This is a genomic window from Arthrobacter sp. P4_H3 (assembly GCF_056400885.1).
In genome coordinates, this window is sequence record NZ_JBFUKK010000013.1 from 22,015 (window position 1) to 35,594 (window position 13,580).

11 protein-coding genes are annotated in these 13,580 nt (G+C 65.3%); 6 read left to right on the plus strand and 5 right to left on the minus strand.

All coding sequences use genetic code 11. The features are described 5' to 3' along the window. Positions 1-29 precede the first annotated feature (29 nt). Both uraH and uraD read right to left on the minus strand, forming a co-directional pair. The gene (gene uraH / locus AC1DRE_RS16945) at positions 30-371 is read right to left on the minus strand and encodes a hydroxyisourate hydrolase (RefSeq protein ID WP_476985682.1); all 342 of its coding nucleotides are present in this window, start codon (positions 369-371) and stop codon (positions 30-32) included. Further along, entirely contained in the window at positions 368-865 is a 498-nt protein-coding gene (gene uraD / locus AC1DRE_RS16950) for a 2-oxo-4-hydroxy-4-carboxy-5-ureidoimidazoline decarboxylase (protein WP_476985683.1), read from the minus strand. The genes uraH and uraD overlap by 4 nt, the downstream gene beginning before the upstream one ends. Positions 866-1,149: 284 nt before the next feature. Here uraD and AC1DRE_RS16955 point away from each other — a divergent pair, with 284 nt between their 5' ends. The 3 genes from AC1DRE_RS16955 to AC1DRE_RS16965 all read left to right on the plus strand — a co-directional run bounded on the left by AC1DRE_RS16955 (position 1,150) and on the right by AC1DRE_RS16965 (position 5,232). Further along, positions 1,150-1,755, plus strand: a complete 606-nt coding sequence (locus tag AC1DRE_RS16955; RefSeq protein WP_476985684.1) for a GAF domain-containing protein — start codon at positions 1,150-1,152, stop codon at positions 1,753-1,755. Beyond that, complete coding sequence (opgC, locus tag AC1DRE_RS16960) at positions 1,742-4,258, plus strand: OpgC domain-containing protein (protein ID WP_476985685.1); 2,517 nt, start codon at positions 1,742-1,744, stop codon at positions 4,256-4,258. Before AC1DRE_RS16955 ends, opgC begins: the two co-directional genes overlap by 14 nt. A gap of 128 nt (positions 4,259-4,386) precedes the next feature. Then, on the plus strand, positions 4,387-5,232 hold the full coding sequence (locus AC1DRE_RS16965; protein WP_476985686.1) for a class I SAM-dependent methyltransferase: 846 nt from the start codon (positions 4,387-4,389) through the stop codon (positions 5,230-5,232). A gap of 110 nt (positions 5,233-5,342) precedes the next feature. On the opposite strand, the gene AC1DRE_RS16970 is transcribed toward AC1DRE_RS16965, so the two are convergent. The 3 genes from AC1DRE_RS16970 to AC1DRE_RS16980 form a co-directional block, all read right to left on the minus strand. Beyond that, positions 5,343-6,152 (minus strand): IclR family transcriptional regulator, encoded by an 810-nt coding sequence (locus AC1DRE_RS16970; RefSeq protein WP_476985687.1) that lies wholly within the window; start codon positions 6,150-6,152, stop codon positions 5,343-5,345. Positions 6,153-6,241: 89 nt separating this feature from the next. Further along, positions 6,242-7,498: an aminopeptidase P family protein gene (locus AC1DRE_RS16975; protein WP_476985688.1), complete on the minus strand. Its 1,257-nt coding sequence runs from the start codon at positions 7,496-7,498 to the stop codon at positions 6,242-6,244. Positions 7,499-7,547: 49 nt separating this feature from the next. Further along, entirely contained in the window at positions 7,548-8,960 is a 1,413-nt protein-coding gene (locus AC1DRE_RS16980; protein WP_476985689.1) for an MFS transporter, read from the minus strand. 497 nt (positions 8,961-9,457) lie between these two features. On the opposite strand from AC1DRE_RS16980, the gene AC1DRE_RS16985 reads away from it, so the two are divergent. From AC1DRE_RS16985 to AC1DRE_RS16995, 3 genes are read left to right on the plus strand one after another with little or no spacing between them, the layout of a single operon-like run. Further along, on the plus strand, positions 9,458-10,597 hold the full coding sequence (locus AC1DRE_RS16985) for an S-(hydroxymethyl)mycothiol dehydrogenase (protein WP_476985690.1): 1,140 nt from the start codon (positions 9,458-9,460) through the stop codon (positions 10,595-10,597). Then, a complete protein-coding gene (locus AC1DRE_RS16990) occupies positions 10,594-11,214 on the plus strand; it encodes an MBL fold metallo-hydrolase (RefSeq protein ID WP_476985691.1) in 621 nt (206 codons plus the stop codon). The genes AC1DRE_RS16985 and AC1DRE_RS16990 overlap by 4 nt, the downstream gene beginning before the upstream one ends. Further along, positions 11,211-13,556 (plus strand): FdhF/YdeP family oxidoreductase, encoded by a 2,346-nt coding sequence (locus tag AC1DRE_RS16995; protein WP_476985692.1) that lies wholly within the window; start codon positions 11,211-11,213, stop codon positions 13,554-13,556. Before AC1DRE_RS16990 ends, AC1DRE_RS16995 begins: the two co-directional genes overlap by 4 nt. Positions 13,557-13,580 lie beyond the last annotated feature (24 nt).

Here is a 13,580-nt window from a genome sequence, read left to right on the forward strand (position 1 = left end):
CTAGCCTACTGCCCGGGGATTTGCTTGGGTTAGCTGCCGCGGTACGTCGAGTAGGCGAACGGGCTCAGGAGGAGCGGCACGTGGTAGTGCTCGCCGGCGTCGGACACGGAGAACACCAGGTCCACCTCCGGGAAGAAAGTGGCCGTGCCCAGTCCCTCGTAATAGGCCCCCGTCGCGAAGTTCAGCCGGTACGTCCCGGCGGGGAGGAGCTCCGGGCCGAGGTCCTTGGCCCTGCCGTCGGCATCGGTGGTGCCGGAAGCAACGAGGTTCCAGCCGTCGCCGTCGCGCGCGTAAAGCCCGACGGCGACGCCGGCGGCCGGGCGCCCGGCGCCGGTGTCCAGGATGTGGGTGGTCACCTGTGAAACGGTCATTCGCTGATCACTCCTTCGAGCCGGAGCAGGGCGATTTCGCGCAGCTGCTGGGCCACTATGGCGTCTTCTTGGTCAGGGCTGTGCGTAAGGCGTTCGTGGAGCGCGGCCAGGATTTCCGGGGCCGTGCGTCCTGCGGCGCGAATCAGGAAGACCCGGCCGAACTTCTCCTCGTAGGCGCGGTTTCCCTCGGCCAGTGCCGTGGTCACGTCCGCGTCCGCCGGATCCACCCCGGCCTGCTCCGAACGGGACATGGATGCCTCCGTGGTTGAGGCCGTGGGCCGTTCCCCGATCCGCGGGTGGTGCGCCATTGCGGACTCCACCTCGTCCGGAGTGAAGGGGGCGGCGGCGTCGCGGGCGAAGTCCAGCAGGGCCTGGCTGCTGGCGAACGGGCGCGCGTCGGCGATCTGGTCCACCCAGCGCTGGACATCAATGCAGGGGCGGAGTGCCGCGGTGACTTCCGCGCGGTCCGCCCCGTTGAATACGGCAAGCTGCATGCTTGTTCATCCCTCGTGCAAATGCTGGCATCCATGGCGTCGGCTATGCGGAAAAGGGAGTGCCCCCGCTGCAGTTGTGCGCTGTGGCTCCATACCGGCCGCAACAGCTGCGCTGCATTCCACATCATGGAACTGTTATTTCAGCATGCGTAATAGTCAACCGGAGCTTCGGTGCCGGTGTCAAGAGATTACCGCACCCCGGATGGAAGCCACCGGCTCCGCTAGACTCCTGCGGGGGGACCTCGGCGCCTCGGCCGGCTGTCCTGAACTGGGGAAGGACTTCAATGGCTCATGCCTACGCGCGCAGTTTTCCTGATGCCGACCTGAAACGTCGTTCAGTGCTCGCGGAGTACGGGCTGCTTCCTGAGGGTCCGGATTCGGTAGCCGCCGCAGAGGTCCCTGACGCCGCCGGGGACACTCCCAGCGCCAGCGCCGCGCGGGCCCTGAATTTCCTGGTGGACCTTGCCGCCAAGCTCTGCGGTATGCCCTTCAGCGTGGTCAACATCATCACCCCCGATCAACAGGTCCAGCTGGCGGCAGCGGGACTGCGGCCCGGACTGTGCGCCCGGGAGGACTCGATGTGCGCCAAGGTTTTCCAGCAGGGCCTCACCACGGTGGTGCCGGATGCCGCAGCCGATCCGAGATTCGCGGACAACCCCTTTGTGACCGGCGAAATCGCGCGCGTCCGCTTCTACGCCTCCGCGCCGCTGCAGACCGGATCGGGTTTCGCGCTGGGCTCCCTGTGCGTGTTCTCCGATGTTCCGGCCGGAATCTCCGCCGAACAGATCGTGAATTCACACGGCGGAGAACTCTCGATCACGGAAACCCTCGGAGGCGGAACAACTGTTTCGGCCCTCTTCCCCGAAGGCGGCCAGGATGAATTTGCCTAGGGCCGCACTCAGGGCAACCCTGCTGCTGCTCACGCTTCTGCTTTTCGTGCCTACCGGAGCCGCGCAGGCCGCAGTGACATCGCGGGCCGGGATCCCGGCGTCGACCGTTAACAGTGGTGAGGACCTCGGCGCCTCGCCGGGAAGGCCGCTCCTGGGCGGCGTCCTGGAATGGGGCGAGGACGATGCCGCCGGTTTCGCCGGGCGGCTGCAGGCCACCCCGGCGGTTCTGGGCCACGATGTCTCCTTTCCCATCAAGGGCGCGGAAAAGGGCTACCTGCGCGAATTTCTGTCCCAGAGTGCCGCCTCGGGTGCCCACGCCCTGATCACGGTCAATCCAACGGTTCCGCTGGCCGAGGTCACCGCGGGCGGCGCCGCTGACTTCGCGGCGCAGCTCGAGGAACTGGCCGAGGGCTTCCCCGGAAAGCTGCTGATCCGCTTCGCCCCGGACATGAACTCAAGCTGGGTGTCCTGGGGCCAGCAGCCTGGGGCCTACGTGCCGGCCTACCGCGCCATGGCCCAGGCGTTCGATTCGAAAACCAACGCGCTGATGGTGTGGCAGCCGTTCCAGGCGCGGGATTATCCGTTCACCAGGAACCGCAATGCCCCGGCTTCCGGCTCTCCCGGGTTTGCCGCGCTGGACACGAATTCCGACGGCGCCTGGAACGGCCTGGACGCTCCCTATGCCCCGTACTACCCGGGCGACGACGTTGTTGACTGGGCGGGGCTGACCACACAGCACGATGACACCGGCGGGAAAGCCGCCGTCAACACGCTGCCCGCTGACGGGGAACTGGACTCGTTGCTGACCGGGACCGCCAGGGGCGCGGCCCCTGGCGGGGACGGCGGTGCAGCTTCCGACGGCGACGGCGACGCCAACTTCTACGAGTCCTACGCCGTCCGGCGGGACAAGCCGCTACTGCTCCAGACGGCCGCGTACTACAGCCCGTCGGCGGGCGGCCCTTCGGAAACCGACATCAAGTCCGGCTGGTGGAAACAGGTGCTGGGCGAGGCAGCACCGGGCAAACTGGAGCGGATTGCCGCCGTCGTCTGGGACGAGAAAACGGACGTTGGCGACGCCGGCAACACCATCATTGACTGGCGACTCACCCGGAACGCCGCCGTGGCCGCAGCTGCCGGCGAGGCCGTCAGGGAATCCACGCTCGTTTCCGGGCCGGTCACCAGGACGGTAGGTGATCTGGGCGGGTCCACCGGCAACACTCTTGCCGCCATGCCGGCGGGGATCGCGGCAGCGGCGCTGCTGCTCGGAGCGATCCTGCTGTGGCTGGTGCCGGTGCGCCTGAGCTCAGCCAGGCGGTGGGCGTACTCGGACAGGTCCTCGCGCGATTCCCGGGTGGACCTGATGCGCGGGCTGGCCATCCTGTTCGTGGTGGTGAATCACGTGGGCATGACGTCGCTTTTTCAGCTGTTCACCCAGGAAGCCATCGGCTTTGTGTCCGGCGCCGAGCTGTTCGTGCTGCTGTCCGGGCTGGTGCTGGGAATGGTTTACGGGCCCAAAGCCCAGGACCGCATTGGTGAAGTGGCGCAAAAGACCGGCCGGCGGGCCGGCAAGCTGTACATTACGGCGCTCGCCGTTGTGGTCCTGGTGTTCGTCATCAGCCTCATCCCGGCGCTCAACTCGGAGGCATTGACCACCTTCACGGACCAGGGCACCGGAGGCGCAGGCAGGTCGGGCGCGGGCCGGACCTACGACCTCTACACAGGCATGCAGGGCCTGCTGCAGTTCCCGGTGTCCGCGGCCGTCATTCCGGCTGTGCTGCTCCTGCAGTTCGGCCCGTGGCAGTTCAATGTGATGGGCCTCTATGTCATCATGCTCCTGGTCAGCCCGCTGATCCTGCTCGCCCTGGCCCGCGGCAGGGTGCTCTGGGTACTCGCGGCCACTACCGCGCTGTACATTGCCGGCACAGTGTTCCGCTTCAGGCTCCTGCCGTCGCAGTTCGAGGATTCCTTCCCGCTGCTGGTGTGGCAGGTCCTGTTTGTGCTGGGCCTAGTGGGCGGCTACTACCGGCGGACCATCGTGGCCTGGCTGTCCGCACACCGCTGGGTGGTGGGTGTTTGCGCCGCGATCACCGTTGCCTTCGCACTGATGTCCTGGGCCAACCCGTACCTGGCCAACGAGTTCGACGTCCGGCTCGCGCTGACGTCGGACGCGAACTTCCGTGCCGTGTACGACCAGTTCTTCGGGCGGACCTACCTCGAACCGGGCCGGCTCCTCAACGTGATCACGCTGCTGGTGACGGCTTATGCTCTCCTAACGGCGTACTGGAAGCCAATCGAACGCGCGGTGGGCTGGTTGCTGATCCCGCTGGGGCAGGCAACGCTGTACGTCTTCATCATGCACGTGGTGCTGATCGCCGTCGTGGCCAACATCCCGGCGCTGCAGCAGGGGAACATCTGGCTGAACACGGCCGCCTATGCGGCCATTGTGGCCCTGCTGTGGGTCATGGTCCGGACCAAGTTCCTGTTCCGCATCATCCCCACCTGACGCCCTCTCACTTCCTGCCGTTTCAGGTCGGGCGCTCTCTCACTTCCGGGGGCCTTAGCGCGGATATCCATTGCCCGGGAGGCAGTGCCGGAGCAGACTGTTGCCTACCCACGAGCATAGGAACAGCGATGCCAACTGATTCAGAGCAAGTCCGGGACCAGCAGCGTGATACCTGGGACAAGTTTTCGGCCGGATGGAAGAAATGGGACGACGACGTCGTGCAGTGGCTGGCTCCTTTCGGCGCGTCCATGATCGACCACGCGGGCCTGAAACCGGATTCGCGTGTGCTGGATGTGGCCGCGGGAACCGGCGAACCCGGCCTGACCGCGGCGGCGATGGTGCCCGCGGGAAGCGTTACTGTTACGGATTTGTCGGAAAACATGCTTCGCGCGGCTGCCGAGAAGGCCTCCGCCCGGGGCCTCACCAATGTCCGGACAGCCATTAGTGATGCCGGCTCGCTCCCGTTCAGCGACGATACCTTCGACGCCGTTCTGTGCCGGTTCGGTTTTATGTTTTTCCCTGACATCCCGGCGGCCATCGGGGAATTTGCCCGGTCAGCCAAACCCGGAGCGCGGATCTCTGCCGCAGTCTGGAGCGAGCCGGCAAAGAACGCCTGGGCAACCACAATCATGGGCACGATCGGCAGGCATGTGGAGCTTCCTACCAGTACGCCGGATGCTCCCGGACTGTTTCGCTGTGCCGCCCCGGGCTTCATGACAAAGGCATTTTCCGACGGCGGACTTACCAACATCGCCGAGGAGATCGTTACGAGTGAGATGGTCCACGAAACGCCGGAGCGCTACTGGGAATTCATGATGGACATCGCAGCTCCCGTTGTCGCCGGTCTTGCCCGGGCGGACGCCGACACCCGTGAACGCATCCGGACACAGGTCCTGGAACAGGCCAGAGGATTAGAGCGCGACGGCGCCATCCGGCTTGCGTCGACGGCAATCGTCGTGGCGGGAACAGTCTGACCTACCGGGTTTGGCAGCAGGTGAGAGAGCGTCGCCGAAAAAACGGCAGGAGGTGAGAGAGCGTCGCCGAAAAAACGGCAGGAGGTGAGAGAGCGTCGCGGGGGCCTGGCTCAGGCGGGGCCGGGGGATGCCCCGCCGAGGCGGGCCGTGACGCGGTCCGCGGCTGCCTTGCAGGACTCCCCGAGGCGCTGCAGTGTGTCCGGGGATACCCGGAAGCGCGGCGCAGGGATGAGGACCGCCGCCACGATGTCGCCGCGGTGATCGAAAACGGGGGCCGCCAGGCCCACTTCGTCCAGTGAGGATTCGCCGTAATTGGTGGCCCAGCCGCGCCGGGCGACGTCGCCCAGCCGGATCAGGTAGGCCTCGAGGCTGGTGTCGTCCAGGCCCGGGTAGGAAATTTCGCCGCTCTTGAGCAGTACGCGTACGCGTTCGGCGGGTTCCGCGGCGAGGAAGACCTGGACGGAGGCGCTGAGCGCGTCCTTGTACCGGGCGCCCAGCGGGGTGGTGTGCTTGATCTGGTGATGGCTGGCGATCTGTTCGACGCACATCGATTCGGACCCGTTCCACACCATGAGGGCGCTGGTTTCGCCGGTCTGCTCGGTGAGTTCGCGCAGGACGGGGTAGGCCACGCGGCGCTCTTCGAGTTCGGCCAGCAGCGGGCCGGCGACGGCGATGAGGCCCAGGCCCAGGCGGAACCTGCGGGTCTCCGCATCGCGCTCCACCAGGTGTTCCTGCTCGAACGTTGCCAGGATGCGGGAAACGGTGCTTTTGTGCAAGCCGACGCGGTTGGCGATCTCCGTGACGCCGAGCAGTGGCTCGTCCGCGGTAAAGCTTCGCAGTACTGCGATGGCGTTGACGATGACGGACGTGCCCTTGGCGTCGCCGTTGCTGTTGGTTTCGGGAGCTTCTGCAGAGGTCATGGTGTCCACCATCATTCCGTATGTGAGCCGGAAAGCGGCGCCACGCAGGACGTGGCGCCGCTTTCCGGCAGGGGCAGGTTGTGGTGCCGTTATGCCCCGATGATGTTGTATTCCGGACCGAACGGGAACTTGGTGATGTTCTCCGCGCCGTCCTCGCCGACAACCAGGATGTCGTGCTCGCGGTAGCCGCCGGCACCGGGCTGGCCGTCCAGGACCGTGATCATCGGTTCCATCGAAACCACCATGCCGGGCTCAAGGACGGTGTCGATGTCCTCGCGGAGCTCCAGCCCGGCTTCGCGGCCGTAGTAGTGGCTGAGGACGCCGAAGGAGTGCCCGTAGCCGAAGGTGCGGTTGGCCAAGAGGCCGTGTCCGACGTAGATCTCGTTCAATTCGGCAGCGATGTCCTTGCAGACGGCGCCGGGCTTGATGAGTTCGAGACCGCGTTTGTGGACCTCCACGTTGATGTTCCAGAGTTCCAGGGAACGGGCATCCGGTTCTCCGTAGAACAGGGTGCGTTCCAGGGCCGTGTAGTAGCCCGAGGTCATGGGGAAGCAGTTCAGTGACAGGATGTCGTGTTCCTGGATCTTGCGGGTGGTGGCCCAGTTGTGTGCGCCGTCCGTGTTGATGCCGGACTGGAACCAGACCCAGGTGTCCCGGATCTCGGAATCCGGGAAGGTCCGGGCGATCTCGTGGACCATGGCCTCGGTGCCGATCAGGGCGACCTCGTACTCGGTGATCCCCGCGGTGATGGCGTTGCGGATGGCCTCGCCGCCGAGGTCGCCGATCCGCGCCCCGTGCTTGATGACCTCGATCTCCTCGGCGGACTTGATCATCCGCTGGCGCATGGCGGCCTGGGCGACATCCACCAGCGTTGCGCCGGCGAAGGCGGCCTGGATCTTGTTGCGGTTGTCCAGCGGCAGCGAGTCGTCCTCGACGCCGATCCGGCGGGCGTTGATGCCGCGGGTGCGCAGGACTTCCTGGATGGCGAAGATGTAGTTGTCCCGGCGCCAGTCCGTGTAGACAATGTTGTCGCCGAAGCTGCGGCGCCACGGCATCCCGGCGTCAATGTTTGCCGTGACGGTGACGGTGTCGTCCTTGGTCACCACCATGGCGTAGGAGCGGCCGAAGGTCGTGAAAAGGAAGTCGGAGTAGTACTTGATCGAGTGGTAGCTGGTCAGGACGACGGCGTCCAGGTCCTTCTCTGCCATGATCCGGCGCAGCCCGGCGAGGCGGCGCTCGAACTCGGTATCGGAGAATGTTAGCTTGACCTTCTCGCCGTTCTTCAGGACTTTGAGTCGCTCCAGTGCGGCGACGGACGTTGCGTTCTCGGATGCTGTGGTGGTCATGATGGTGGTGCCTTTCTGTGGTGCTGTTACTTGACGTGGAAGGAAGTCTTTATTCGTGGCGCAGCGGTTCTTTGCAGGTTTCCTTGGAGAGCGCGACGGCGATCAGGGAGATGACCGCCGCAGCGACGAGGTACCAGGCCGGCGCCAGATCGCTGGCGGTGGCGGCGATCAGCAGCGTTGCCATGAACGGGGCCGTGCCGCCGAAAAGGGCGTTGGAGAGGTTGAAGCTGACCGCGAAGCCGCTGTAGCGGACACGGGTGGGGAACATTTCGGCAAGGAAGCTGGGGAGGGTCCCGTCGTTGAGCGTGAGCATGGCGCCCAACAGGATCTGGACCAGGACGATGACCAGGAAATTCCCGGTTCCCAGCAGTGCAAACGCGGGCACGGTGAGCAGGATGAAGCTCACGGAGGCGGTGATGAGCACCTTCTTGCGTCCGTAACGGTCCGAGAGCATCCCCGTCAGGAAGATGAATCCGATGTAAGTGAGCAACGCGATTGTGGTGGCCAGGAATGATTCAGTCTCCCCGAGGCCCAGCTCTGAAGACAGATAGGTGGGCATGTAGCTGAGGATCACATAGAAGCCGACGGCGTTCAGCAGCACAGCTCCGACGGCCTGCAGCAGCTGCCGCCAGTGGTTCCGGAACAGGCTTGAAACGGGTGCCTTGACCGCCTCGTCCTCCGCTGCCAATTCGCGGAACACCGGAGTGTCTTCCAGCTTGGTGCGGATGTAACGTCCGATCAGTCCCATCGGGGCAGCCAGCAGGAACGGCAGGCGCCAACCCCAGCTTTGCATCGCGTCGGAACTGAGCAGGACTGTCAGCAGGCCAGCCAGTAGGGAACCAAGGAGCAAGCCTGCTGCGGTGCTCGCAGGAACTACCGCGGCGTATACGCCCCGTTTGTTGGCGGGGGCGTATTCGACCAGGAAGGCTGATGCTCCGGCGTACTCGCCCGAGGCTGAGAAGCCCTGTACCACCCTGATGATCAGGAGCAGGATCGGAGCCCAGATACCGATGGTGCTGTAGCCCGGAATGAGGGCTATGCAGAACGTCGCTCCGGACATGATCAGGATCGATAGGGAGAGGGCGGTCCGCCGGCCCACTCTGTCACCGATATGGCCCCAGACGAACCCTCCGAGCGGGCGCACGAGGAAGGAAATCGCGAACAGGGCGAAAGTCAGCAGAAGCCCCGTCTGGGGATTTGATTCAGGGAAGAAGACCGTCGCGATCGTGACAGCCAGGTAGCCGTAAACGGCGTAGTCGAACCATTCGACGAAGTTGCCGATGAAGCTTGCCGCGATCACTCTGCGGCGCGTGTCCTTGCTGACGCCGTTGTCAGCAGGTTGGAAATTCTGGCCGCTCAACGTACTACGGCCGGTGCGGCGGTCTTCGTGGCGTTCATGCTCGCCAGCCTGCTCCGCGCCCGGGCCTCCCGCAAGAGCGGGAGAGGAAGTTTCGTTACTCATGTGTCCACCAAGTGTTAATGGTTGCATTCAGCGCAACGCTGTTGCACCAGATTATGCGTGATGTGCGACACAGTCAATACTTATTGGCTCTGGAATTATCAAGAGAGTGCGCGCGATAAGGCAGGGTGTGGCTTGGAGTTCGTTGGCGTATGTTGCGTCTGAAGCGACTTTGTTGCATTAATTGTTCCCGGAGTGATAGCCGGCCGTGGCGCCGTGAGGCAGCGTTCGGGCGATCTATTGACACTCCTGTGTGACGCCTGACATATTTTCAAGTACGCGCTATGTGCATCATGTTGTGTAATGCGCAATTCGGCGAAGGGTTGCGTCTCCGCCGAATGCTTCCGAGCATCGGCCGGGCCGGGTTGAGGCTGTCAAGACCGCGGACAGCAGCAACCAGCGGCTGGAAGAGGATTTGGATCCGCAGGGAGTCAGCTAGATTGGCAACGGGTGCCGTTGCCAAAGAGTCCCGCGGGGCTCAGGAAAGGAACACAGGAATCATGGTTCACAAAGTAAAGGCTGTCATTGCCAAGGAAAAGAACGCGCCGGTCTCGGTTGAGACAATCCTGGTGCCGGATCCCGGGCCCGGTGAGGCCCTGGTGGACATTCTCACTTGCGGTGTCTGCCACACGGACCTGCACTATAAGCAGGGCGGAATCACTGACGATTTCCCCATCCTGCTGGGTCATGAGGCCACCGGCGTGGTCAGCGCTGTCGGACCGGACGTCACCGACGTGGCTCCGGGGGACCGCGTGATCCTGAACTGGCGCGCTGTATGCGGGGAGTGCCGTGCCTGCGCCAAGGGCCAGCCGCAGTACTGCTTCAACACACACAACGCCACGCAGAAGATGACGCTCGAGGACGGTACGGAGCTCTCGCCGGCGCTGGGCATCGGCGCCTTCGCCGAGAAGACCCTCGTCGCCGCCGGGCAGTGCACCAAGGTTGACGAGGACGCCGATCCCGCCGCCGTCGGGCTGCTCGGTTGCGGAGTGATGGCAGGCATCGGCGCCGCCATCAACACCGGTGAGGTCAAGCGCGGCGAATCGGTGGCCGTGATCGGCTGCGGCGGTGTGGGCATCGCCGCCATCGCCGGCGCCAAGCTGGCCGGCGCCACCACGATCATCGCCGTGGACATCGACGCCAACAAGATCGAAATGGCGAAGTCGCTCGGTGCCACCCACGGGGTGGATTCCAGCAAGGAAGACCCGATCGAGGCCATCCGGGCGCTGACCGGCGGCAACGGCGCCGACGTCGTGATCGAGGCAGTGGGACGCCCCGAAACGTACAAGCAGGCGTTCTACGCCCGGGACCTCGCCGGGCGCGTGGTGCTGGTGGGTGTGCCGACGCCGGACATGATGCTCGAGCTGCCCCTGCTGGACGTTTTTGGCCGCGGCGGGTCGCTGAAGTCCTCCTGGTACGGCGACTGCCTGCCGTCCCGGGACTTCCCGATGCTGGTGGCGCAGTACAAGCTGGGCAACCTGGACCTGGACGCGTTCGTCACCGAGCGCATCACCATCGACCAGGTGGAAGAGGCCTTCGGCAAGATGCACGAGGGCAAGGTGCTGCGGTCCGTCGTGGAGATCCGCCCGGCTGCCGGGACTGTCACGTCCGCTGAGGCCGTCACGGCGGTGTCCGCATGAGCGTCACCATCGAAAACCTGGTCACCTCGGGGACGTTTTCGCTCGACGGCGGCACCTGGGACGTGGACAACAACGTCTGGATCGTGGGGAACGAGGAAGAATGCGTCATCATCGATTCCCCGCATGATGCAGCGGCGATCATCAATCAGGTCCGTGGCCGGAAAGTCCTGGCCATCCTGCTCACGCACGCGCACAACGACCACATCGGCGCCGCGCGTGCCGTGGCGGAAGCCGTGAACGCGCCGGTCTACCTGCACCCTGACGACCTGATGCTCTGGGAGCAGGTCTATCCGGATGCCAAGCCGGACCATTACCTGGCCGACGGTGACGTGTTCCAGGTGGCCGGGGCGACCCTTCGGGCGATCCACACGCCGGGCCACTCGCCGGGGTCCACCTGTTTCCACCTCGAGGAGGAAGGCACGGTCTTCACCGGGGACACACTGTTCAACGGCGGACCGGGCGCCACCGGCCGGTCCTACAGCGACTACCCGACCATCCTCACCTCCATCCGCGAACGGCTGCTGACACTGCCCGCACGGACAGTGGTGCGCACCGGCCACGGCGACGGCACCACTATCGGGGCGGAGCGGGAGACGCTGGCCAGGGTCAGCCAATGAAAGGCGTGCCCCTGAAGTTCGGTAAGCAGCCCGCCCCCGTCGCGGATATCAACGAGGATGAGCTGGAAGTCCATAAGCCGAAGACGCAGGCGGCGGGCGTGAAGGCGGTGATGGTGGCGCTGGAGCGCGCTGTGGCCCAGGCCGGGGTGTCCCGGACGGCTCAGTCGCTGCTGCGCCTGAACCAGCGCGGCGGCTTCGACTGCCCGGGTTGCGCGTGGCCCGAATCGGACAAGAAGCGCAAGACGGCCGAGTTCTGCGAGAACGGCGCCAAGGCGGTGGCGGAGGAGAACACCCTGCGCACGGTCGGGGCGGAGTTCTGGGCGAAGCACTCCATCGCGGAGCTGAGGGGGAAGACCGAATACTGGCTGGGCAACCAGGGCAGGCTCAGCGAGCCGGTGGTGATCCGCGAAGGCGAGACGCACTATTCGCCGATTTCCTGGGCGGACGCGTTCGAACTCATCGGCGAGCACATGCGGGCCTCCACGCCGGACCGTTGCGTCTTCTACACCTCCGGGCGCACAGCCAACGAGACGGCATTTATGTATCAGCTGTTCGCCCGGGCACTGGGCACCAACAACCTGCCGGACTGTTCGAACATGTGCCATGAATCCTCCGGTTCGGCGCTGAATCCGACCATCGGCATCGGCAAGGGCACCGTCTCGCTGGACGATATCCACGACTCCGAGCTGATCTTTGTGGTCGGCCAGAACCCCGGCACGAACCATCCCCGGATGCTCTCGGCGCTGAAGGAATGCAAGGACAAGGGTGGCAAAGTCGTGGCGGTGAACCCGCTGCCCGAGGCCGGACTGTTCAACTTCAGGGACCCGCAGACCGTTTCGGGTGTGGTGGGCGGCGGCACGCCGCTGGCCGACGAGTACCTGCAGATCAAGGTGGGAGGTGACCTGGCACTGTTCCAGGCCCTCGGCCACCTGCTCCTGGCGGAGGAGGAACGGAACCCCGGCACCGTCGTCGACCGCTCCTTCATCGATGCGCAGACCGACGGCTTCGACGCGTACCGTGACGCCCGCAAGGTGCTGGACTGGGACGAAATCGAGAAGGCCACCGGCCTGGCCCGGACGCAGATCGAGGACGTGGCCGGGATGCTGATCCGGTCCAAGGCCACGATCTTCTGCTGGGCCCTGGGCGTGACGCAGCAGCCGCACTCGGTGGACACCATCAAGGAAATGGTCAACGTCCTGCTCCTGCAGGGCAACTTCGGCAAACCCGGGGCCGGGGCCTGCCCGGTCCGCGGGCACTCCAACGTCCAGGGCGACCGGACCATGGGCATCTGGGAGAAGCCTAAGGAATGGCTCCTGGAGGCCCTCGACGAGGAGTTTGGAATCCAGTCCCCGCGCGGCCACGGTGTTGACGCCGTGGAGGCCATGGAGGCCTTCGAACGGGACGACGTGGACGTCTTTGTGTCGATGGGCGGCAACTTCTCGCTGGCCTGCTCCGACACGGAGATGCTGGAGGCCGGGATGCAGCGGATCGGCTTGACGGTGCACGTGTCCACCAAGCCGAACCGTTCCCACGTGGTGCACGGGCGCACCTCGCTCATCCTGCCCACGCTGGGCCGGACGGACAAGGATGACAAGCACCCGGGCGGGGCCCAGTTCCTGTCCGTGGAGGATTCCATGTCCGTGGTCCACTCCACCCAGGGCAGGCTCCAGCCGGTCTCCGAGCACCTCCTCGCCGAACCTGTAATCATCGCCCGGATGGCAGATGCCACCTTCGGCGAGGACCATCCGGTCAACTGGAAGGCCATGGCCGCGGACTATGACGTGGTCCGGGACCACATCTCCCGCGTCATCCCGGGTTTCCAGGACTTCAACGCCCGGGTCCGGACGAAGAACGGCTTTGTGCTGCCCAACCCGCCGCGCGATACCCGGTCCTTCAAAACGGACATCGGGCGGGGACGCTTCACGGTCAGCCCGCTGGAATACCTGACTCCGCCGGACGGCCACCTGGTGCTCCAAACGATGCGCAGCCATGACCAGTACAACACCACCTTCTACGGCCTGGATGACCGGTACCGCGGGATCTCGGGCGGCCGCCGGGTGATCCTGGTCCACCCCGAGGACCTGACCGAACTCGGCTTCCAGGACCGGGACCTGGTGGACGTGGTGAGCACCTTCCGCGGGATCGACCGGCAGGCGGACAAGTTCCGGCTGGTGGCCTACCCGACGGCGAAGGGCTGCGCCGCGGCGTACTTCCCCGAAGCCAACGCCCTGGTCCACAAGGAAAACGTCGCCCGCGAATCCAACACCCCCGGGTTCAAGGCCATGTTCGTCCGCTTCGTGCCGCACGAGGCTGAGGGCTCCGCAGAAGCGGCGGCGCCGTAGCCGCGGTAATCGCGGACGCCGCGC

What these genes read in the sequence shown, in the direction of transcription:
- AC1DRE_RS16975 (WP_476985688.1), bottom strand. Translation starts at nt 7,498, where the DNA reads ATGACCACCACAGCATCCGAGAACGCAACGTCCGTCGCCGCACTGGAG.
- AC1DRE_RS16970 (WP_476985687.1), bottom strand. Translation starts at nt 6,152, where the DNA reads ATGACCTCTGCAGAAGCTCCCGAAACCAACAGCAACGGCGACGCCAAG.
- AC1DRE_RS16995 (WP_476985692.1), top strand. Translation starts at nt 11,211, where the DNA reads ATGAAAGGCGTGCCCCTGAAGTTCGGTAAGCAGCCCGCCCCCGTCGCG.
- AC1DRE_RS16955 (WP_476985684.1), top strand. Translation starts at nt 1,150, where the DNA reads ATGGCTCATGCCTACGCGCGCAGTTTTCCTGATGCCGACCTGAAACGT.
- AC1DRE_RS16990 (WP_476985691.1), top strand. Translation starts at nt 10,594, where the DNA reads ATGAGCGTCACCATCGAAAACCTGGTCACCTCGGGGACGTTTTCGCTC.
- AC1DRE_RS16965 (WP_476985686.1), top strand. Translation starts at nt 4,387, where the DNA reads ATGCCAACTGATTCAGAGCAAGTCCGGGACCAGCAGCGTGATACCTGG.
- uraD (WP_476985683.1), bottom strand. Translation starts at nt 865, where the DNA reads ATGCAGCTTGCCGTATTCAACGGGGCGGACCGCGCGGAAGTCACCGCG.
- opgC (WP_476985685.1), top strand. Translation starts at nt 1,742, where the DNA reads ATGAATTTGCCTAGGGCCGCACTCAGGGCAACCCTGCTGCTGCTCACG.
- uraH (WP_476985682.1), bottom strand. Translation starts at nt 371, where the DNA reads ATGACCGTTTCACAGGTGACCACCCACATCCTGGACACCGGCGCCGGG.
- AC1DRE_RS16985 (WP_476985690.1), top strand. Translation starts at nt 9,458, where the DNA reads ATGGTTCACAAAGTAAAGGCTGTCATTGCCAAGGAAAAGAACGCGCCG.
- AC1DRE_RS16980 (WP_476985689.1), bottom strand. Translation starts at nt 8,960, where the DNA reads ATGAGTAACGAAACTTCCTCTCCCGCTCTTGCGGGAGGCCCGGGCGCG.